Genomic DNA, 19,832 nt, shown 5'->3' with positions numbered 1-19,832 from the left:
GCGCCGTGACGGGCCGCTGCATAATCGCTCGCAGCACAAGGGGAGGGAATCAGCAATGACCGGACACCTGTGTCCTGAATGCGGTACGCCGCGAGATACCGAGGGCAGAGCCGGGCCCGGCTGCGTCTGCGCGGAGCGGGCCGAGGGCGCGGCACGGGCGGAACGGGGGGCGGAGACCGCGGCGACCGGGGTTTTCGACCCGCTGCGAGTGCGGCCGTATGTGACGCTGCGGAACCAGGCCGCGGGCGTTGCCGCGCCGGGCGGGGGGACGGTGCTGGGCGCGGGGCCGGTGCCCGGCGGGGAAATGATGCCCGGCGGGGGAACGGTTCCGGGCGGGGAAACGATGCCGCTGCCGCGACTGGACGCGGTGGACCCGCCTGGCCGCCCGGCGCCGTATGACGAGCCGACGACTCTCGGCCCCGTGGACCTCACGCCGGTGCGGCACCGGGGGCGCCCGCGCCCGCGGTCGCACAAGGGGCTGATGGTGGTCGCGGCGGCGGTGACGGTGGCCGGGACCGCGGCGTTCGCCTCAGGGCTCTTCTCCGGGGACGACGAGCGCGAAAAGGCCCTGCCGGACAGGGGCACGAGCGCGCCGACCGTGAGCGCACTGCCGGACATACCCACATCGTCGCCGACCCTGTCCGCGTCGGCCGACGCCTCGGCCTCGCCGTCCGGTACGGCGTCGGCGGGGTCCTCGGCGCTCAGGTCCGGCGACTCGTCCGCACCTGCCGGCGCGTCGACCCAACCGCCCTCAACGGGGCGGGCAACGGGTTCGGTGTCCGAGGCGCCACAGGCGCCGGGGTCGGGCACGCTGCGAAGCGGGGACAGCGGACCGGGGGTCGTGGATCTCCAGCAGCGGCTGGCCGAGTTGTCGCTGTACGCGGGCCCGGCGGACGGACAGTACGGACAGTCCGTCGAGAACGCTGTGCGGACCTTCCAGGACTCCTGGAACGTCAAGGGTGATCCCAAGGGGGTCTACGGCCCGAAGACGCGCCGGGCACTGGAGGCGCAGACGGGCCAGGCGTGAGTCCCGGCTCACGCCGGGCGGGGGTGGCGTCGACCGCCATGTTTTTGTATCGTGATTGAACAAAGTGGCTCCGCCCGTACTCCCTGACCGGCGGGCGGAGCCGCCTTGCTTCTTTTTCTCCCCCGCGCTTCTCTTTCTCCCCCGCCCTGGAGTACGCCGATGCCGGCAACCGTCCCGCCGCCCGTCCTGACCACCCGTGCCCTCCTGCTCGACATGGACGGCACCATCGTCAACTCGGACGCGGTGGTGGAGCGCTGCTGGCGCGCCTGGGCGACCGAGCACGGCCTGGACCCGGACGAGGCGCTGAAGGTCGTCCACGGCCGGCAGGGGTACGCCACCATGGCGGCGCTTCTCCCGGACCGGCCGATGGAGCAGAACTACGCCGACAACCGCGTGATGCTCGCCGAGGAGACCGCGGACACCGAGGGCGTCGTCCCGGTCGCGGGCGCCCCGGCGTTCATGGCGGCGATCGCCGGGCTTCCGCACGCCCTGGTGACCTCGGCGGACGAGGTGCTGGCCCAGGCCCGGATGACCGCGGCCGGACTGCCGATGCCGCAGACCCGGGTCACCGCGGAACGCGTCGGCGCGAGCAAGCCGGACCCTGAGGGCTTCCTCAAGGGCGCGGCGGAGCTGGGCTTCGCCCCGGCGGACTGCGTGGCCTTCGAGGACTCCGAGGCGGGCATCGCGGCGGCGAGGTCGGCGGGGATGCGGGTGGTGGGCGTGGGCCCGCGCGCGTCGGCGCTCGCCCCGGACGTTCACATCCAGGATCTGACGCGCCTGAAGGTGACGCAGAACCCGGACGGCACGATCCACCTCCACGTCCTGGCGTAACCGGGGCGCGAGCCCCGGACCCCGGACGCCCTTCGGGCGTGCCTTCGATCGCCGGACGGACTGAATTTCCCCGTCCCGCCGCCCTACCCCGCCAGCGCCTCGAAAAGGCTGAACCCCGCCAGCGCCAGCATCACCATCGCCGCCACCCTCGTGATCAACCGCAGCGGCACGTACTTCATCAGCGTCCGCCCGCCCAGGATCCCGATGGCCGCCACCGCCCACAGCGCCAGCACCGCGCCGATCCCCACCGAGAGCGGATCGTCGTAGCGCGCCGCGAGGTTCGCCGTCATGATCTGGGTCAGATCGCCGAACTCCGCGACCAGGATCAGCGTGAAGCCCGCCCCGGAGACCTTCCAGAACGACTGGTCGGCCGGTTCCTTGACCTTCTCCTCGTCTCCGTCGCTCTTCTTCATCAGCAGCATCAGCGCGCCCGCGAGGAAGAGCAGGCCGACCACAGCCTGCACCAGCCGGTGCGGCAGCAGGGTCAGCACGCTGCCCGCCGCGACGGCGAGCGTGACATGGACGACGAAGGCGGCGGCGACGCCCGCGAAGACGTACGAGGCGCGGTAGCGGGTGCCGAGCATCAGGCCGGCGAGGGCGGTCTTGTCCGGGAGTTCGGCGAGGAAGACGACGCCGAAGGTGACCGCCATGACGGTGAAGCTGATCACGGTTGGGATTCCTCAATCGGTCGGGCGCGGCCCTGCCGAGAGTCCTGAGCGTGTCAGGGGTCGCTTCGGCACGGCAGCACCATGAATGCGTACATGGACACTGCGGCCGAAGGTCTCGCTGGCAGGCCTCACCGAGTTCTCGAAAAAGGTCCGCCTCCGGGCGCCGGCCGGGCGCGAGGCCCAGCAGTATGTCGACGTTCCGGCGAAGAGCTACTCCCCTTCTGCTCCGTTCAGGGTACGTCACGCGAACGGTCAGACCGGGTCGCGGTAGAGCCGCCCCCGCGCCACCAGCTCCAGTACCAGCGACACCGCCACCACCTGCACCGCCATCAACGCGATCAGCACAAACAGCTGCACCGCGCCCGCCAGCAGCGGTGACGCCCCGCCGAGCAGCATGCCGACGAACGCGCCCGGCAGCGTGACCAGACCCACGGTCCTGGTCTGATCGAGCCCCGGCAGCAGCGCGTCGGATGCGGCCTCGCGCGCCACCTCCATGCGGGCGTCCCGGTCGAGCAGCCCGAGCGCCATCCCCGCCTCCACCTCTCCGTGCCGCAGCCTCAGCTCGTCCAGGGCCCGCCGCCCGCCGAGCACGGTCGCGGTGAGCGCGCCCCCGATGAGGATGCCGGTGACCGGGATCAGCGCGATGCCCTTCAGCGGGACCATGCCCGTGAGCAGCAGGGCCAGGACGACGGGCGCGACGCCCGCGGCGATCGGCAGCCAGGCCCACAGCCAGGTCTTGTTCGCGGTCAAGCGCCGACCGGCCGTGCGCACCGCGACCGCGTACATGAGCAGCAAAAACGCCAGCAGCAGCGGTACGGAGCGGATCACCCAGCCGATCACCAGGGAGACGGCCCCGAGTTGGACCGCGGCCCGCACCCCGGCGACGACGATCTCGCGCGCCCGTCCCAGCTGAGCGACGGCCGCCACCGTCGCCGCGACGGCCAGCAGCACGGCCAGCACGACTCCGAACGTGACATTGACCTGCAGCAGCACCCGGCAACCCTACGCCGCGGCCCGCCATGTGGCGGGGCGTCAAAACCCTTGTGTCCAGGGATTTCCGGGGATGTCCAGGGCCGTCGGGGAGATCCGGACGCCTGCCCTTGATGTGACGTGCCCATGTCGCCACCCTGTTACCTGGTGCCCACTTCCAGGAAACCTGGTGCCGTCACCATTGCCACGCTCGCACGGCCAAGTACCCCCCACATCAAAGGAGTTCGCATGTCTGGTGTCTACGCGCGTCGCTTCCGCCGTATAGCCGTACTCGCCGCAACCTCCGCCCTCGCCGCCACCGGTCTGCTCGCCACCGCCCCCGCCGCCCAGGCCGCCCCGCCCACCCCGATCAGCGCCGCGACCGCCCGCACCTACCTCGGCCAGCTGACGGTGAAGGCGGAAGGTTCCTCCACCGGCTACAGCCGCGACCTGTTCCCCCACTGGAGCACCCAGTCGGGCACGTGCAACACCCGTGAGGTCGTCCTCAAGCGCGACGGCCAGAACGTCCAGCAGGACTCCAGCTGTGCTGCGGTCAGCGGCACTTGGTACTCCGAGTACGACGGCGCCACCTGGACCGTCGCCAGCGACCTGGACATCGACCACGTCGTGGCGCTCGCCGAGGCCTGGCGCTCCGGCGCGAACAGCTGGACCACGAGCCAGCGGCAGGCATTCGCCAACGACCTCACCCGCCCGCAGCTGATCGCCGTCACCGACAACGTCAACCAGGCCAAGAGCGACCTCGACCCGGCGGAGTGGATGCCGCCGCGGACCGCCTACCGCTGCACGTACGCCCGGATGTGGGTGCACGTGAAGCACCACTGGAACCTGTCCGTGGACTCGGCCGAGAAGAGCACGCTGCAGTCGGTGCTGAACGGCTGCTGACCAGCCGCTTACACTCCGGCCACGATCCGGCCGGAACCTGTTCGCCGTCCTCTGTCGTTCCGTACCGTACGGTGCGACAGAGGAGGGCAATCATGACCGGGCTGCGCCTGGGACCACTACTGCGGTATGTCGACTGGGAATCCGGCGGGAGCGCGACCGTCTGGGTCGAGGCCGACCGGCCTTGCACGGCCGAGGTCCGGTGCACGGACGGAGCAACGGGAACTTCGCGCACATTCCAGATCGAGGGCCACCACTACGCGCTGGTCCCCGTCACCGGTCTGACACCCGGCACGTCGACGGAGTACGAGGTGCTGCTCGACGGCGTCCGGGTCTGGCCGCTCGAGGACTCCCCGTTCCCGGCGAGCACGATCCGCACGCCCGACGTCCCGTCCTCCGGCGTCACCGTGTCCTTCGGCTCGTGCCGCTGGTCGTCGGCGCCCGCCGACGAGCACGACCCGATCGGCCCCGACGCGCTCGACACCCTCGCCACAAAGCTCGCCGCCGAGCCCGACGCCGCACGGCCCGATGTGCTGCTCCTGCTGGGCGACCAGGTGTACGCGGACGCGACGTCCGAGGCGACGCAACAGTGGCTCGCCAGCCGCCGGGACCTGAACGAGCCTCCCGGCACACAGGTCGCGGACTACGAGGAGTACACCCGTCTCTACGACGAGTCCTGGCTGGACCCCGAGGTGCGCTGGCTGCTCTCCACCGTCCCCAGCTGCATGATCTTCGACGACCACGATGTGATCGACGACTGGAACACCAGCGCGTCCTGGCTGGCGGAGATGCGGGCGACACCGTGGTGGCAGGAGCGGCTGCTCAGCGCTCTGATGTCGTACTGGGTCTACCAGCACCTGGGCAATCTCTCCCCGGCGGAGCTGGAGTCGGACGAGCTGTACGCGGCGGTACGGGAGTCGCCCGACGGGACCGACCGGCTCAGGCGCTTCGCAGCGGATGCCGACGCCGACCCGGCCTCCGTGCGCTGGAGTTACCGCCGCGACTTCGGCCGGACCCGGCTGCTGATGGTGGACACACGCGCGGGCCGGGTCCTGGACGAGCAGCGGCGGGCGATGCTGGACCCGGACGAGACCCACTGGCTGCGCGACCAGGCGCTGGCCGGGCGTGGGTCCTACGATCACCTGCTCATCGGCACCTCGCTGCCGTGGCTGCTGCCGCCACTGATCCACGACGCGGAGAGCTGGAACGCCGCGCTGAGCCGCGGCGAGCGGGGCGCGAGATGGGCGCGCTTCGGCGAGAACGTGCGCAGACGGGCCGACTTGGAGCACTGGGCTGCCTTCCCCGACTCCTTCGAGATGCTGACGGCACTGACCGCTGAGGTCGGCAGCGGCAAGGACGCGCCGGCGACGGTATGTGTGCTGTCGGGCGATGTGCACCATGCGTACGTCGCCGAGCCCGAGTGGCCGGGCCGCGCGCAGCCCGACTCCCGGGTGCTGCAGCTGACCTGCTCGCCCGTGCACAACTCGATCCCGCGCTCGATACAGCTCGGCTTCACCTTCGGCTGGAGCCGGCTCGGCCGGCGGCTCGGCCACGCGCTGGCCCGCCACGGCCGCGTGCGCAGACCGGCGGTGAACTGGGGACGGACGGGCGGTCCGTGGTTCGGCAATCAGCTGATGACGCTGATGCTGCGGGACCGTTCGGCGACCCTGCGGCTGGAGCAGGCGCGCGTGGAGGGAGCCGGCTCCGACGCTCGCGCGCTGCTGGTGACGGCGGACGAGCGGGAGCTGACTGCGGGCCGTGATCCTTCCCACAGCGGAGGGTGATCCTCGCCCCCAGGGGTTCGACTCCCGGCGCACCCCCGGCATGATGGCCGGACGCTCAGCTTCCATGCAGCCCCACATGCCCCGGGAGTCACCGTTTTGTCCGACGTACGACGCGACGCATGGTCCGCAGTTCCGCACACCGGTGCCCCCGTCCGCGCCATCGCGGTCGTCGGCGCGGGCCCGCGCGGGACGTCCGTGCTCGAACGACTCTGCGCGTCGGCCCCCGAACTGACCCCGGACACGCCGCTGACGATTCACCTCGTCGACCCGGCGCCCCCGGGACCGGGCCGCGTGTGGCGCACGGACCAGTCCGCGGAACTGCTGATGAACACAGTGGCCTCACAGGTCACGTTGTTCACGGACGACAGCGTTGCCTGCGAGGGCCCGATCCGATCGGGCCCGAGCCTTTACGAGTGGGCGACGGGGATCGCGGGGGAGACGGTCGGCCCGGACGACTACCCGACGCGGGCTTGCTACGGGCGCTACCTGGAATGGGCGTTCAGCAGGGCGGTGGCGTCGGCCCCGAAGTCGGTGACGGTGGAGGTACACAGGGCACGGGCGGTACGGCTCGAGGACGACCGGGAGAGGCCTGCGGGGAACGGGGCGCGGGTGGCAGCCGCGTCCGCGTGGGCCCGGCCGGAGGCGTGGGCGACGGGATCTGAGGCGGAGACACGCACCGCGCAGGCTTTCCCGGGGCCCCGGCCGCACGCGCAGGTCACGGCCTCTGGGGCGCAGTCGGGCGCACGCGTGCCCCGACCCCGCGCCGCCGGCGACGCCGCCGCCGCACCCGAGGCCTCCCCGCTCGATGCGGTCGGCGGGCTCAAAGCCGCCGCACCCGGTGCGCCCGGACTCGACGCGTCCGCACCCGGCGGGCCCGGACCCGAAGTCGCCGCACCCGGCGGGCCCGCACCCGCCGCCACCGGACCGGGCGCGGCCACCGCGCCGCTCCAGACCCTCACCCTCGATGACGGCACCACCATCACCGGGCTCTCCGCCGTGATCCTCGCGCAGGGGCATCTGCCCGTCGTCTCCCGGCAGACCCAGGCGCACCTCGCCGAGTACGCCGCCCGCCACCCCCGCCTGCGCTACTTCCGGCCCGCCAACCCCGCGGACCTAGACCTCTCCCCCATCGCCCCCGGAGAATCGGTCCTGCTGCGCGGCCTCGGCCTCAACTTCTTCGACCACATGGCACTGTTGACGACCGGCCGCGGCGGCGCGTACGTACGCGGTGACGACGGCGCGCTCACCTACCTCCCCTCCGGCCGCGAACCGCGGCTCTACGCGGGATCGCGGCGCGGCGTCCCGTACCAGGCGCGCGGCGACAACGCGAAGGGCGCGTGCGGGCGGCACGAGCCGCTGATGCTCACGCCCGACGTGATCGCCGTCTTCCGCAAGCGCGCGGACGAGGGCGACCCGCCCGACTTCCTCACCGAGATATGGCCGCTCGTGGCCAAGGAAGTGGAGACGGTCCACTACGAGGCGCTTCTCGCGGCACGCGAACCCGGCCCGGACGGCCCCGTCCCGCGAGGCTTCCGGACCCGCTACCTCGACTCCCCCCACGGCAGTCCCCAAGAGACCGCCGTACTCGACGAGTTCGGCATCGCGCACTCGGACCGCTGGTCCTGGGACCGGATTTCGCGTCCGTACGCCGACGAGCGCTTCGCCTCCCCCGCCGAGCACCGCGACTGGCTCCTCGCCCATCTGCGCCAGGACGCCGCCGCGGCCGCGCTCGGCAATGTCGCGGGCCCGCTGAAGGCCGCCCTGGACGTACTGCGCGATCTCCGCAACGAGTTGCGCCTGATCGTGGACCACTCCGGCCTCTCCGGCACCTCGCGCCGCGACCACCTGGACCGCTGGTACACCCCGCTGAACGCATTCCTCTCCATCGGCCCGCCGCGCCGTCGCATCGAGGAGATGACGGCCCTCATCGAGGCGGGCGTACTGGACGTGATCGGCCCGCGCACCACCATCGGGATGTCTCGCGAGATCCTGGAGGGAGCCTTCACCGCGGAGTCGCCGGACGTTCCCGGATCCTTCGTCACGGCGACGACGCTGATCGAGGCGCGGCTGCCGGATCCGGACCTGAGGCGGACCCGCGACGAGTTGCTGGGGCGGCTGTTGAAGGCGGGCCAGTGCCGGCCGCACACGATCGACGGTTACGAGACCGGGGGGCTGGACGTAACACAGCGCCCGTACCGCCTGATCAACCGTCAGGGCCGCCCGAACTTCCGGCGCTTCGCCATCGGGGTGCCCACCGAGGGCGTGCACTGGGTGACCGCGGCCGGGGCAAGGCCGGGCGTCGACTCGGTGGCGCTCTCGGACGCGGACGCCGTGGCGCGCGCCGCCCTGCGCATGCTGGGAACGTCGCACAGGAACACAGAGGCGGAACCAGTGGCAGAAATCGACCGGCAACCAACTGTTGAACTTGCAAGTATTGATTAGGACTGCCTAACCTAGGGCCTCCCTCGTCGGTTCACGTCCCCAGACCGAAGGAGTTCCCCATGCCCGCCCCCTCCTCCACGCCCTCGCTGTCCGGCCGCCTGAACAAGGCCCAGCCGTACGCCCTCAGCCTGTTCCGCATCGTCGTCGGCCTGCTCTTCGCCTGCCACGGCGCCGCCTCGCTGTTCGGTGTACTCGGCGGCACAGGGGGCGGCGGCACCATCCCGGCCGGCACCTGGCCCGGCTGGTACGCCGCGGTGATCGAGCTGGTCGGCGGCACCCTGGTGTTCCTGGGCCTGGGCACCCGTACCGCCGCGTTCATCGCGTCGGGCTCGATGGCGTACGCCTACTTCACGGTCCACCAGCCCGAGGCGCTCTTCCCGCTGCAGAACGACGGCGAGGGGTCCGCGCTCTACTGCTGGGCCTTCCTGCTGCTGGTCTTCACCGGACCGGGCGCGCTCGCTTTGGACCGGGTGTTCGCTCCGCGCGGCGAGAGCAGGCCGGCGGACGAGGAGCGCGAGGAGCAGGCCACGACCGTCGGTGCCTGACGGCCCCTCAGCATGGAGAGCGCCCGGCCCCGTACGACCAGGGACCGGGCGCTTCGCGCACCCCGTGTCCCAACTCCGCCGGGCGGAAGTGAGGCGTACAACATCTGCCACCCCCGGCGATCTCGAGGTGTACTCCAGGCGTACGCTGTACAGCTGTACTGCCGCCCCTGCCGCTCCCCTGCGACGTCGCGGCGTATTTAACGAAATCGGGGAGTTTCGGGTGCTCGAGAGTGTGGGGTCGCTGACCGGCAGCCCATGGATCTACGCGGTGGTGGCCCTTTCCGTACTTCTCGACGTCTTCCTGCCGGTGCTGCCCAGCGGTGTCCTGGTGATCACGGCGGCGACAGCGGCCGCAGCGGGCTCGACCACCGCCACGGCCACCGCGTCCGTCGAAGCCGCGGCCGGCCGGGTCCCGCACGAAGTGCCCTCGCTCCTCGTCCTGGTCCTTTGCGCGGCAACCGCGTCCGTGCTCGGCGACCTCGTCGCGTACCGCCTGGCCTGGCGCGGCGGTGACCGCCTGGACCGGGCGATTGCCCGCTCGCGCAAGCTGACCAAGGCGCAGGAACGTCTCGGCACGGCACTCAGCCGCGGCGGCGGCGCGCTCGTCGTCATCGCACGCTTCGCCCCGGCCGGCCGCTCGGTCGTCTCCCTGGGCGCGGGCGCGGCACACCGCAAGGTGATGGAGTTCCTGCCCTGGTCGGCCCTGGCGGGCGTGGCCTGGGCGGGCTACAGCGTGGGCCTCGGCTACTTCGGCGGCGCATGGCTGGGCGCGAGCTGGATCGGCGCGGCCATCTCGGTCCTCGCGCTGTTCGCCGCGGGCGCGCTGGCGGCCTACGTCATGCGGCGCCCGAGACAGACGCCGGCTCCCGAACCGGCCTCTTAGCGGCCCCGCCGGACCCACCGGCACCACCGGACCCGCGCACTTCGAGCCCGTCGAGCAGCTTGCGGGTCGCCTCGGCTATCTCGTCGACGGCCTGTTCGAAGACCTCGCGATTGTGCGCGGCGGGGGCGCGGAAGCCGGACACCTTGCGTACGTACTGCAGGGCGGCGGCATGAATGTCGTCCTCGGTGGCCTCTTCGGGGAGGACGGGCGGGCGGAGAGTCTTGATGCTGCGGCACATGTATTCAGTGTGCCTCGCGGGTCTGACATCGCGCCCGGAAAAGGGCGGGACCACGCCCTGACCTGCGGAAGCGGGCGGGACGGCACTCTGCACGCGCGGCGGGGGGCGGGACCGCACTCGGTCCGCGGCGCAGGGGCGAGATCCCACTCTGTCCGCGACGGCGGGAGGCACCCTGCCCGCCGCAGGCCGGACCCCAATCCGCCTGCGGCAGCAGGCACGACCGCACCCCCGACCCCCGGAAGCAGGCGGGGCCGCACTCCGACCCGCGCGTACGGCCCCGAACGACACCTACCGGGCTTCCGGTTGCCGCCTCCCCGTTACACCTCCACCGCAGCCCGCACCACCGCCGCCGCCAGCCGCTCGTTCTCCGGCGCCGCGCCGCCCGGGAAGGCGAACCGGCGGCGGACGTAGCCGTACGCGACCCCACTGCGCGGATCGGCGAACGCCTGCGCCCCCGCCGCGCCGCTGTGGCCGAATGCGTCCGCGCCGACAAACGGGTACTGCACCCCCATCGCCTGGAAGCCGAGGCCGAATTGGTCCACGTCCCAGGTGACCACGTCAGTGCCCACCGCGTGCAGCCGACCGAACTCCGCGATCGTCCCCCGCAACCCGCCCGGAGCCCGCAGAAATTCCCCCACATTCCCCTCCCAGCGGCCGGAGTCCGTCAACGAAGAGGGCATGCCGACCCGTTGGGCCACCAATACCGCCCATGGCGTCTTCTAGACATTTGAGGAGGAAGCGGTAGCCGGACCCTCCCGTCGACCTGAAAACTCGTAGGTATGCCCGCCGCAAGAGCGCGGGCATAGCTCGAGAATCCGCTGGGGGAAAGTCGCATGGCATTACGCAAGCTGACCGCTTCGGTGTTCGCGGTCCTGGCGCTCATCGCAGCAACGGCGATCGTCCTCACCGGCCCGGCCACCGCCGCAACCTCCGCCGCCGGGGGCGGCCAGGGGCGATTCGCCGCCCAGGCGAAGCAAGCGGGACTGACCGGTGCCGAGGCGAAGCAACTGCAGACATCAGTCGACGGCTACCTCGCCACGCAGGGCGGGACGCAGGTCGCCGCGAACAAGATCGTGCTGCCGGGCAAGGGTGAAATCGTGGTCGCCCTGCCCGGAGAACGCCAGGCGCGCGACCTGACCGGCGCGAAGACCGCCAGAGCGTGCCCGTACGAGAACTTCTGCATGTACACCGGCACCAACTACACCGGTACGCAGTTCAACCTGTGGCGGTGCCAGACGTACGACCTGTCGAACTGGAACTACCCCGGCTCCTGGATCAACAACCAGACCCCGGGCACCAGGGCCAGGTTCCTGGACCGCAACTACAACACCATCTACACGACCCCCGGCGCCTACTCCTACAGCAGCTACTACAACTGGGCTCCGGTCTGGCACGTCATCCCGTGCTAGGTGAGGCTCGCTGAGTTCTGCGATGAGCCCGGCCCGGTCCCGGCGTGCGGACGCCGCCCAGGACCGGGCCCCCGCACCCGACTGCTGCCGGAGCGGCGGTCATCCGGTCGGGGTCTGGCCGGGCCCTCCGCCGCCACCTCCCTCCCCACCGGCCGGGCCCGACTCACCGGCCTGGCCTGCGGCGCTCTGGCTGACGACGGGCAGCGCCCGCACCAGGTCGGGGGGAAGGGCGAGGCCCTCGTCCGTCGACGGGTCGACCGCCAGCCACAGGTCGTCCGCCGGCCAATTCGCGGCCAGCTCGACGACGGGGATGCTCAGCGCGGTTTCGGGGTCTCCCCCGGCCGCCAGCAGCGCCTCCTCGGTCGTGAAGACGGGGATGTATCGATTGCCGTCCTGTTCGATCACCGGCAGGGCGATGGCGCCCTCGGGGTGCTCCTCCTCACCCTCGATCGGCGGTGCCTGCGGCAACAGGGCCACGCTGTTCGCGAGATCGATCAGGGCGGCCTGGGTCTGCGCCGCGTCCGCTGCGGACTTGGTTCCGTTGAGGGAAGGCGCCTCGGTCGGGGGCCCGTGTTCGTCGGGAGTCGAGGTACTCATGGCTTGTCCTCTCGTCGGCGTTGCTCACCGGCCACCCGCTCGACACGGGTAGGCACTGGTTGCCGCAGTCGCCGCCGGATGCCGCCCAGCGGCACGGGGCCGGGGCAAGCGAGGCAATACCACCAAGGCTATGCCGCCCGACGTGGTGTCCGCCTTCTGTGTCACGTTTTCGATCAGCGGAATCGGTGATCGCGACCGATCCTCTGTCCCGGGACCACGGCTGTATCCGCTCACCCCTACCGGCAGCGCCACCCGGACGGCAGCCCTGTCGGCCGGTTGCCGGATTCGATCGCGGGTCCGGGCCCCCGGGCTCGTCCCCCGGCGCAGCTGTCAGGCCCGCGGCAGGGTGTGCTGGCCCCACGATCGCGAATGGATCGACCCGGTCCGGCGACGACGCCCCTCGCGGACAGACGGACCGGCGAGTCGTGCGGTACGGCGCGTCGCAATCCCGGTCCGGCCGTCGTGGGGCGGACGATCGGGGAGATGTCATCCGCACACAGGAGGGATTCATCGTGGCCACCACGCGCAACGCTCACACCGAGTGGGAAGGCGAACTGATCAAGGGCTTCGGGGAGGTCACGCTCGACTCCTCGGGAGTCGGCCACTTCCCCGTGACCTGGGCTTCTCGCGCGGAGGAGCCTCGCGGGAAGACCAGCCCCGAGGAGCTGATCGCCGCCGCCCACTCCAGCTGCTTCTCGATGGCTCTGGCGAACATTCTCACCAAGGCCGGAAACCCACCGACGCTGCTCACGACGACGGCCGCGGTCACCTTCCAGCCGGGCACCGGCATCACCGGCATTCACCTCACGGTGCAGGGCCAGGTGCCAGGTGTCGACGAGGCCGGCTTCAAGGCGGCGGCCGAGGACGCCAAGGTCAACTGCCCGGTGAGCCAGGCCCTCACGGGCACGACGATCACGCTCACCTCCGCCCTGTCCTGACCACAGGCCCGGCCACGGCTCCTTCCGCACCATCCAGCCGCCGTTCCGGCGGGGGCGGGAGACACCGGCTGCGGCACCCGTACGCCGAAGCCGTGACCTGATGATCTACGCCTGCTGCGCGAGATGATCTAGGCCTGCTGCGCGAGGCGGATCCGGGGTCGTGGATGTCGGATGCGAACGGCAATGACCCCCAGCCTGCTCGGCTGGGGGTCTTCTCGCGAGTGGCACCCCCGCGCGGCTGCGGCAGGAGGGCCGGGAGTGTGGTTCCGGTGAGTCTGAAGGCCATCGACCCACTTCCACAGTCCGACGCACAAGCCCTCGGCACATCCCTGACAACCCTGATGTTCCTGCGCCGGCAGGCGAGGTCGGAGCGAGCGGTTCAGAACCGCCGGCCCGCTTGTCCCCCAGGCCACCGGCCCAACGCGAGGCCGTAGGATCCGCCGCGATATATGATCATTCAATACCGCTGGGGGATCAGGCATGTCTCACCACCGTCTCAGCCGCCGAGGGCTCCTTGCCGGTACGGCCGGAGCAGCGCTCATCACCGCCACGGCCGCCACGAGCCGGGCCGCAGCGGCAGAGGTTCCGCCGCCGGACCCGCAATGGGCCAGGCCGCCGCACCAGGTTGAGGCAGAAATGCTGGTGGATTACCTGCGGACGCTCCCGTGGAGCGAGCAGGCGCAGGTGAACCGCTACAAGACGGCAGGTGAGTTCCCGGACGAGAGCTCGTCGGCCAAGTGGGGCGCGGCCGGACACCCCGAGCAGTTCTCCGTACTCGCACAGTGCTCGTCGTTCCTGACGATGGTCCTCGAGCGCACGTACGGCGCGAACTCGGCGTACGGATGGGCGACGAAGGAGTACTTCAGCCAGTACTTCCACACCGAGGACGGCAAGCTCTTCCCCACCGCGGAGAAGTTCCGTACGGGCTTCGCCGACGCGGCGGAGATCCCGCACTTCACCGGCGTCACCAAGCCGGTCAACCTGCGCCCGGGCGATCTTGTGGCCTTCGACTACGACTCCGAGAACACCACGGAGCCGTACACCGGTCACATCGTGATGGTGAAGGAGCGCAAGGGAACCTGGGCGTCCTCCGTGGACAGCCAGGTGGGCAGCAATGTCGTCCCGTACGTCTTCGAGATCGTCGACTGCACCAGCAATCCGCACGGCAATCCGGCCGCCTCCGATTCCGCCGAGGCGATCTACCGCGCCTTCCCGGACACCCGTATCGAAGAGCACGTGGGCGCGACCCCGGAGTGGACCGAGCACAACGGTGCCGGCTACGGCCACATCGTGTTCTACGCGGACGCGACCACCAAGCTCTTCGCCGGCTACCGATGGGACGTCAACTCATCCACGGCCCACACCGCGGCCGAACGCCCCATTGCCGCCGCACGCGTCTACCCCCGCTGACCAACTGACGGGCCCCACTGCCGCCCGGACGGCCATCCGGCATCGGCCGGCGTCGGCGCGCACGGGTTGAAAGCATCGGCGAACTCATGTGCCCCTCGGTCTTGGTCGACGCGGAACCCGAATCGGCGAGTGTGGGTAAGGCCGTGGAGCCGTCCGTCCCCACCCCCGGCCTGGTTCTTTCGCCCCCTTGTGGCCGCGGACGGGCGACGACGTGCGCTCCCCGTGGCGTAGGCGTTGATGTCAGCGAGAACCACGGCGCCTGCCGCCCCTTCGGTCACCGCTCGCTCACAACATGGCCGCTTCTCACCAAAGCGATCCAAGATGGCCGCTGCGGCCGCACATCCACTTCCCGTCAGCGCCGCTGCGGGATCCGCGGAGGGTGCACAGTAGGAGGTATGGGCCTCCGGCGGCGCCTTGCGGATCTGTGGCAGCCATGGCAACCGAGCCACGCACTGTTGGTGATTCCCCTCGCGTTCATCGTCGCGATCACGCTCGTGGACGTCCTGGCCCCGCCGTACATTCACCTCGGGCCTTTGCTGGTCGCAGCCCCCGCGATCACCGCTTCGTTCGCCGGCCCGTGGCTGACCGGACTGGTCGGCGCCCTGGCCGTGGCGGCCCAGGCGATCATCGCGACTCTGCGTGACCGCGACGAGCTGTTCTCGGCGAACCACCAGGTGCAGATCGCTGCCCTGGCGGTGATCTCGGTTCTCCTCGTGTACTTCTGCCGCACGCGCGAGCGCCGGGTCCGCGAGCTGGACCAGGTGCGGTCGGTGTCCGAAGCCACACAACGGGTGGTGCTGCGGCCGCTGCCCCACCGGATGGGCCCCTTGCGGATCGCCTCCTTGTACCTGGCCGCCGAGGACGAGGCGCAGATCGGCGGAGACCTGTACGCGGCGACGCGCACCACGAACGGCGCCCGTCTGATCATCGGTGACGTCCGGGGCAAAGGCCTGAGCTCCATCAGTGACGCCTCTGTACTGATGGGCGCCTTCCGGGAAGCCGCATACCGGTGCGCCACCCTTCTCGAACTCGCCGCCACCCTGGAAGACAGCATCTGCAGGCACCTGGCCGAGCATGTCGAGCACCCCCCTCGCTCCGAGGCAGATGAGGTTCACGAGCACTTCATCACCGCCGTGATGCTCGACATCCCCGACGAGGACCCCCTGACGGAGATGACGATTTGCGGACACCCCCCGCCCCTGCTGCTGCACAAGGACAGCGTGAGCGTCCTGCACTCCCATCCCCAACCTCCGCTGGGCATCTGCGATCTGCCCAGGGCCGGCTTCACTCTCGACGCGTTCACCTTCGAGGACGACGACACGCTCCTGCTCTACACCGACGGCGTGATCGAAGCCCGAGCTCCCGACGGGTCCTTCTATCCGCTCGTGGAACGCGTCGCTCAATGGACCGGCAGTGGTCCCGAAGCGCTGCTGCACCACATCCGTGACGACCTCATCGCCCACGTCGGCGGGCGCCTGGGCGACGACGCAGCCATGGTGGTGATCCAGCGCTCGCCCAAACTCAAGCCGGCCCACCAGCTCAAGAAGATCATCCATATGGACGCCTTCCCCCACGACACCGACACCGACGCCGACGGCGCACCGACGCCGGAGCTACGGCCGGGGAGTCGGACGGCATAGCGGTACGCCGCTGCCGTACAGCGGGATCCTCGGCGGGCGGCTGTGGAACGGGATCTGCCGGCGCGGCTGCTTGCCGGTGACGACGAGGCGTCCGTCGCCGCCCCAACTGCCCTGTGCAGCGGCGCTTCCTACGTCGTCTGGAACGGAACTGCTTCTGCCCAGTCGCTCACCCGGTTCAAGGAGTTCGATCGGGGGTGCCTGACAGAGCACTTGACCGGGCAGGCCCTGGCCGTCCTCGACGTGCTGCTGACGCGCTGCTCCGCTGCGCCGGAAGCGCGCGGGATCCCATCGCATCTTCCGCTGGTCCGCACGATGATCCGAACGATGATCCGAACGAAACGGCCTTGACGCACCCGTTCTCACCCGTCGAGTGCCGCCGCCATGCGGTCGAGGTCGGCGAGGAGCTCGGCGAGACGTCGCTCCGGGACTGCGTCGGTCATGCGCTGGTCGATGGCGTAGACGGCGGAGCGTGCCGCCGCGAGGCGACGGTGGCCCTCCTCGGTGAGGTGGGCGGGCAGAGCGCGACCGCGGTCGGTGGTGGCCGGCCGGGTGATGAGGCCGGCGTCCTGCAGTCCGCGCAGGACGACGTTCATGGACTGCCGCGTGACGAAGGTGCCGCGGGCCAGCTCGGCGTTGGACAGACCGGGGCGCTGGTCGAGGAGTTCGAGGCAGGCGTACTGCGGCACCGTCAGGCCGTACTCACGCAGTGCTCTGTCCATCGCGCCGCGCAGGGCCGCGGCGGTGCGCTTGAGGCGGTATCCCAGGCGCTCGGTCACGTCGGCGGCCGGGGCCTGGCTGGAGGGAGTCCCATCACGCATGTCAGGAGTTTGACATGTAAGCGCGGCCCCGTCTAACTTCCGCTTATGTCAAAGTCCTGACATGGAGCCTGATCGAGGAGTACTCATGACTGTCACCGTCAGCGGGCCGGACTTCATCGCTCTGCAGGTGCGCGACGTCGAAGCGGCTGCCACCTTCTACGAGGCGTATCTCGGGCTGCGCCGGGCGCCTGCCTCGCCGCCCGGCGCCGTGGTGTTCGCCACCGGTCCAGTTCCCTTCGCTGTCCGCGAGCCGCTGCCGGGAGTGGATCTCGACGCCGTCGAGCGCCCCGGCCTCGGGGTCGCCCTGTGGTTCCGGACCACTGACGCGCAGGCTCTGCACGACAGGCTCCACGCCGCCGGGATCCCCATCGTCAAGGCACCCGAGGATGGTCCGTTCGGCAGGATGTTCACGTTCGTCGGCCCTGAGGGCTACGCCATCACTACGCACGACAACTGACCATGACCGCCATCGACATCACCCCGCGCGATGTCACTTGCGAAGAGCATGCGGCTCCTGGAGGGCTTTACACCCGCCGGGTACCGCGACGCCTCAGACGGCAGGCTGCTGCGCCTGGCCCTTCCCGCCGACGACGGCCACTCGACGGTGAGCGCGGAGGTAGAGCAGGCGCAGGGCCCGGAGGGCGCGTACAGGCGAATGTCACCGTGCACACCGGGATTCCAGGCAAGAACGGAGCGGACTGGGCATCTGCGGAAACGGACGGTACGAGCGCGGTGCGGGCGCAACTGGCCCGCATTCTCTCGCTCGACGTCGACGGCAGCTCGAGTCACGGTTCCCGTTTCTTCATAGATGACGTGTCTTCGCCGCTGTGTCCCAGAGATCCCGCCTCCCAAGCGCGCGCATCGCGGCGGGCATCTCGCACATCCCGCCACATGGCTGTTCCGCCGCGAATGCGACTCCTGCGCCGTCGTGCTCTCCAGTCGATCCACGAGGCGAGCGCGAGTACCGATATGAGAGGCACCAGGAAGAACCACATAACCCTGATCGTGCCGTGGCGCAGCATCGTTTGCACGCTGATCGGCTATTCGCAGACCTGCCAAATGAGATGGCCTCGAAGACCGGGGCGCGTCAGCGCCGTCTGACGAGCGTGGGTCGTTGACGGGATTGGTGAGGGCGAGCTGTATAGGGTCTTGGCAGCCGTCCTGCTCGGCGAGGCCGGCCCGCCCCGGATCAGACGGATTTTCCCGGCAGGCCGTAAGCGCAGACTTGACCGATCATCAGGAGTGCTGCCGTGGGACCCATAGAGACTTCATCTGGGCCCGGCAGCCTCGGTTGGAACCGTGAGACGGCGACGCTGGCGCTCCTGTCCTTCGCCATGCTGATCGTTTCGCTCGACCAGTACATCGTGGTCGTGGCACTTCCCGACATCGCACACGACCTTGGCTATTCCGCGCAGACGCTCCAGTCGGTCATCAGCGCCTATGCAGTAGCCTCGGCCGGCTTCCTGCTGTTCGGCGGGCGTGCCGCCGACCTGCTCGGACGACGCCGCATCCTGGTCACCGGCCTCGCACTCTATGCCGGGTCAGCACTCGCGGGCGGACTCGCGACCAGCCCCGGAATGCTCCTCGTCGCCCGCGCGGTCCAAGGTCTCGGCGGAGCACTCGTCTTCCCCACCACCCTGGCGCTCATCAACACCACCTTCGCCGAAGGCCGCGCCCGCAACCGCGCATTGGGAATCTGGGGAGGGTCAGGCGCGGCAGGACTCGTCATCGGTGTGCTGCTCGGCGGGCTTCTGACGCAGGCGTTCGGCTGGCAAGCGGTCTTCCTCGTCAACGTCGCCCTGGCCGGCCCTGCGCTGCTGCTTGCCTTCGTATTGATCCCCCGGGACGGGGAACGCGAAAAGGGCCGCACGTTCGACCTCCCCGGTGCGCTCAGCGTCACTCTCGGCGTCACACTCGTCGTCTTCGCCCTCGTGCAAGGCCCCGGACTGGGCTGGCTTTCGCCGGGCATCCTGGTCAGCGGCGTGGCGGGCCTGCTGCTGATCGGGGCTTTCTTCATCATCGAGCGGCGCAGCGACGACCCGCTCATGCCGCCCCAACTGCTCTCCAACCCCAACCTGATCACCGGCACCGTCATCGCGTTCATGTTCATGGCGACCTTCGGCTCCGTGCTCTACTTCCTGTCCCTTTACTTCCAGGAGATCCTGGGCTACGACGCTTTGCAGACCGGCGCCGGCTTCCTCATCCCCACGGCAGTGGTGGTGGCCGGTTCGACAACCGCAGGCCAGCTCGTGACGCGGTTCGGTCTCAGGCGCACGTTGGCCGCGGCCCTCGCCATCGGTGCGCTCGGTGCAGTCGGACTCGGCCTCGCGATCTCACCGAACGGCACATACATCGAACTCATCCCCGGCCTCGTGGCGCTCAGCATCGGCGACGGGGTGGTCTTCACCACCATGTTCATCGCCGCCGCCACCGGAATCTCCGACCGACAACAAGGCATCGCCTCCGGCATTGCCTCCACCGGATCGGGCGCGGGCGCAGCTGTCGGCCTCGCCATCCTCGTCCTGGTAGCGACTGCCGGCCTAGATGGCCTCTCCGGTGAACAGCTTCGAATCGCCACCGCCGACGGGATCAGCACCGCGCTCTTCGTCGTGGCAGGCGGAATCGTGCTGACCTTCCTCGTCGCCTTGAGCCGGTGCCCGACACCGCCCGAACCGGTACCCGCACCCGTGCCGTACCAGACCCGTCGCTGCTGACAGCGTCCAAGACCTGCCT

The 19,832-nt window shown here is 70.3% G+C and carries 20 protein-coding genes; 14 read left to right on the top strand and 6 right to left on the bottom strand.

Annotated elements, in window-relative coordinates:
- The first annotated feature begins 55 nt into the window (after positions 1 to 55).
- Positions 56 to 1,027, top strand: coding sequence for a peptidoglycan-binding protein (locus J7E87_RS15435; RefSeq protein ID WP_215094173.1), 972 nt, complete (start codon positions 56 to 58; stop codon positions 1,025 to 1,027).
- Positions 1,028 to 1,186: 159 nt separating this feature from the next.
- A complete protein-coding gene (locus tag J7E87_RS15430; protein ID WP_215094171.1) occupies positions 1,187 to 1,858 on the top strand; it encodes an HAD-IA family hydrolase in 672 nt (223 codons plus the stop codon).
- 83 nt (positions 1,859 to 1,941) lie between these two features.
- On the opposite strand, the gene J7E87_RS15425 is transcribed toward J7E87_RS15430, so the two are convergent.
- On the bottom strand, positions 1,942 to 2,526 hold the full coding sequence (locus J7E87_RS15425; protein ID WP_215094169.1) for a TMEM165/GDT1 family protein: 585 nt from the start codon (positions 2,524 to 2,526) through the stop codon (positions 1,942 to 1,944).
- A 252-nt stretch (positions 2,527 to 2,778) separates the two neighbouring features.
- Positions 2,779 to 3,519 (bottom strand): ABC transporter permease, encoded by a 741-nt coding sequence (locus tag J7E87_RS15420; RefSeq protein ID WP_215094167.1) that lies wholly within the window; start codon positions 3,517 to 3,519, stop codon positions 2,779 to 2,781.
- 225 nt (positions 3,520 to 3,744) lie between these two features.
- Between J7E87_RS15420 and J7E87_RS15415 the strand changes: the two genes are divergently transcribed.
- From J7E87_RS15415 to J7E87_RS15390, 5 genes are all read left to right on the top strand, one after another.
- Complete coding sequence (locus J7E87_RS15415; RefSeq protein ID WP_215094165.1) at positions 3,745 to 4,398, top strand: HNH endonuclease family protein; 654 nt, start codon at positions 3,745 to 3,747, stop codon at positions 4,396 to 4,398.
- Between the two features lie 92 nt (positions 4,399 to 4,490).
- Complete coding sequence (locus J7E87_RS15410) at positions 4,491 to 6,179, top strand: alkaline phosphatase D family protein (protein WP_215094163.1); 1,689 nt, start codon at positions 4,491 to 4,493, stop codon at positions 6,177 to 6,179.
- Between the two features lie 96 nt (positions 6,180 to 6,275).
- Positions 6,276 to 8,621 carry an FAD/NAD(P)-binding protein gene (locus J7E87_RS35075; RefSeq protein WP_251017471.1) on the top strand — a complete coding sequence of 782 codons (2,346 nt, stop codon included), beginning with the start codon at positions 6,276 to 6,278 and terminating at the stop codon, positions 8,619 to 8,621.
- Between the two features lie 59 nt (positions 8,622 to 8,680).
- Positions 8,681 to 9,166 carry a DoxX family protein gene (locus J7E87_RS15395; RefSeq protein ID WP_374195177.1) on the top strand — a complete coding sequence of 162 codons (486 nt, stop codon included), beginning with the start codon at positions 8,681 to 8,683 and terminating at the stop codon, positions 9,164 to 9,166.
- A gap of 220 nt (positions 9,167 to 9,386) precedes the next feature.
- Complete coding sequence (locus J7E87_RS15390; RefSeq protein WP_215094161.1) at positions 9,387 to 10,049, top strand: DedA family protein; 663 nt, start codon at positions 9,387 to 9,389, stop codon at positions 10,047 to 10,049.
- Here the strand turns inward: J7E87_RS15390 and J7E87_RS15385 are convergent.
- Positions 10,003 to 10,287, bottom strand: a complete 285-nt coding sequence (locus J7E87_RS15385) for a DUF2277 domain-containing protein (RefSeq protein ID WP_215094159.1) — start codon at positions 10,285 to 10,287, stop codon at positions 10,003 to 10,005. The genes J7E87_RS15390 and J7E87_RS15385 overlap by 47 nt on opposite strands.
- A gap of 317 nt (positions 10,288 to 10,604) precedes the next feature.
- Positions 10,605 to 10,967 (bottom strand): hypothetical protein, encoded by a 363-nt coding sequence (locus tag J7E87_RS15380; protein WP_215094157.1) that lies wholly within the window; start codon positions 10,965 to 10,967, stop codon positions 10,605 to 10,607.
- Positions 10,968 to 11,120: 153 nt separating this feature from the next.
- Between J7E87_RS15380 and J7E87_RS15375 the strand changes: the two genes are divergently transcribed.
- Positions 11,121 to 11,696, top strand: coding sequence for a hypothetical protein (locus tag J7E87_RS15375; protein WP_215094154.1), 576 nt, complete (start codon positions 11,121 to 11,123; stop codon positions 11,694 to 11,696).
- A gap of 99 nt (positions 11,697 to 11,795) precedes the next feature.
- Here J7E87_RS15375 and J7E87_RS15370 read toward each other — a convergent pair whose 3' ends face one another.
- A complete protein-coding gene (locus J7E87_RS15370) occupies positions 11,796 to 12,293 on the bottom strand; it encodes an SseB family protein (RefSeq protein WP_215094152.1) in 498 nt (165 codons plus the stop codon).
- Between the two features lie 512 nt (positions 12,294 to 12,805).
- Here J7E87_RS15370 and J7E87_RS15365 point away from each other — a divergent pair.
- The 4 genes from J7E87_RS15365 (at position 12,806) to J7E87_RS15350 (ending at position 16,629) form a co-directional block, all read left to right on the top strand.
- The gene (locus tag J7E87_RS15365; RefSeq protein WP_215094150.1) at positions 12,806 to 13,231 is read left to right on the top strand and encodes an OsmC family peroxiredoxin; all 426 of its coding nucleotides are present in this window, start codon (positions 12,806 to 12,808) and stop codon (positions 13,229 to 13,231) included.
- A 480-nt stretch (positions 13,232 to 13,711) separates the two neighbouring features.
- On the top strand, positions 13,712 to 14,641 hold the full coding sequence (locus J7E87_RS15360; protein ID WP_215094148.1) for a hypothetical protein: 930 nt from the start codon (positions 13,712 to 13,714) through the stop codon (positions 14,639 to 14,641).
- A gap of 395 nt (positions 14,642 to 15,036) precedes the next feature.
- The gene (locus tag J7E87_RS15355) at positions 15,037 to 16,281 is read left to right on the top strand and encodes a PP2C family protein-serine/threonine phosphatase (RefSeq protein ID WP_215094146.1); all 1,245 of its coding nucleotides are present in this window, start codon (positions 15,037 to 15,039) and stop codon (positions 16,279 to 16,281) included.
- A 42-nt stretch (positions 16,282 to 16,323) separates the two neighbouring features.
- Positions 16,324 to 16,629 carry a hypothetical protein gene (locus J7E87_RS15350; RefSeq protein ID WP_215094144.1) on the top strand — a complete coding sequence of 102 codons (306 nt, stop codon included), beginning with the start codon at positions 16,324 to 16,326 and terminating at the stop codon, positions 16,627 to 16,629.
- Between the two features lie 11 nt (positions 16,630 to 16,640).
- Here the strand turns inward: J7E87_RS15350 and J7E87_RS15345 are convergent, their stop codons facing one another.
- Positions 16,641 to 17,099, bottom strand: coding sequence for a MarR family winged helix-turn-helix transcriptional regulator (locus tag J7E87_RS15345; RefSeq protein WP_215094142.1), 459 nt, complete (start codon positions 17,097 to 17,099; stop codon positions 16,641 to 16,643).
- Positions 17,100 to 17,184: 85 nt separating this feature from the next.
- Between J7E87_RS15345 and J7E87_RS15340 the strand changes: the two genes are divergently transcribed.
- Positions 17,185 to 17,556 (top strand): VOC family protein, encoded by a 372-nt coding sequence (locus tag J7E87_RS15340; RefSeq protein WP_215094140.1) that lies wholly within the window; start codon positions 17,185 to 17,187, stop codon positions 17,554 to 17,556.
- A gap of 793 nt (positions 17,557 to 18,349) precedes the next feature.
- Positions 18,350 to 19,813, top strand: a complete 1,464-nt coding sequence (locus J7E87_RS15335) for an MFS transporter (protein ID WP_308312943.1) — start codon at positions 18,350 to 18,352, stop codon at positions 19,811 to 19,813.
- Positions 19,814 to 19,832 lie beyond the last annotated feature (19 nt).

This window comes from Streptomyces sp. ISL-1 (assembly GCF_018614585.1).
Lineage (GTDB): Bacteria > Actinomycetota > Actinomycetes > Streptomycetales > Streptomycetaceae > Streptomyces > Streptomyces maoxianensis.
The sequence above is the reverse complement of the archived record's forward strand: the minus strand, read 5'-3'. Positions and strand labels throughout refer to the sequence as shown.

What these genes read in the sequence shown, in the direction of transcription:
- J7E87_RS15435 (WP_215094173.1), top strand. Translation starts at nt 56, where the DNA reads ATGACCGGACACCTGTGTCCTGAATGCGGTACGCCGCGAGATACCGAG.
- J7E87_RS15430 (WP_215094171.1), top strand. Translation starts at nt 1,187, where the DNA reads ATGCCGGCAACCGTCCCGCCGCCCGTCCTGACCACCCGTGCCCTCCTG.
- J7E87_RS15415 (WP_215094165.1), top strand. Translation starts at nt 3,745, where the DNA reads ATGTCTGGTGTCTACGCGCGTCGCTTCCGCCGTATAGCCGTACTCGCC.
- J7E87_RS15410 (WP_215094163.1), top strand. Translation starts at nt 4,491, where the DNA reads ATGACCGGGCTGCGCCTGGGACCACTACTGCGGTATGTCGACTGGGAA.
- J7E87_RS15395 (WP_374195177.1), top strand. Translation starts at nt 8,681, where the DNA reads ATGCCCGCCCCCTCCTCCACGCCCTCGCTGTCCGGCCGCCTGAACAAG.
- J7E87_RS15385 (WP_215094159.1), bottom strand. Translation starts at nt 10,287, where the DNA reads ATGTGCCGCAGCATCAAGACTCTCCGCCCGCCCGTCCTCCCCGAAGAG.
- J7E87_RS15380 (WP_215094157.1), bottom strand. Translation starts at nt 10,967, where the DNA reads ATGCCCTCTTCGTTGACGGACTCCGGCCGCTGGGAGGGGAATGTGGGG.
- J7E87_RS15375 (WP_215094154.1), top strand. Translation starts at nt 11,121, where the DNA reads ATGGCATTACGCAAGCTGACCGCTTCGGTGTTCGCGGTCCTGGCGCTC.
- J7E87_RS15370 (WP_215094152.1), bottom strand. Translation starts at nt 12,293, where the DNA reads ATGAGTACCTCGACTCCCGACGAACACGGGCCCCCGACCGAGGCGCCT.
- J7E87_RS15360 (WP_215094148.1), top strand. Translation starts at nt 13,712, where the DNA reads ATGTCTCACCACCGTCTCAGCCGCCGAGGGCTCCTTGCCGGTACGGCC.
- J7E87_RS15355 (WP_215094146.1), top strand. Translation starts at nt 15,037, where the DNA reads ATGGGCCTCCGGCGGCGCCTTGCGGATCTGTGGCAGCCATGGCAACCG.
- J7E87_RS15345 (WP_215094142.1), bottom strand. Translation starts at nt 17,099, where the DNA reads ATGCGTGATGGGACTCCCTCCAGCCAGGCCCCGGCCGCCGACGTGACC.
- J7E87_RS15340 (WP_215094140.1), top strand. Translation starts at nt 17,185, where the DNA reads ATGACTGTCACCGTCAGCGGGCCGGACTTCATCGCTCTGCAGGTGCGC.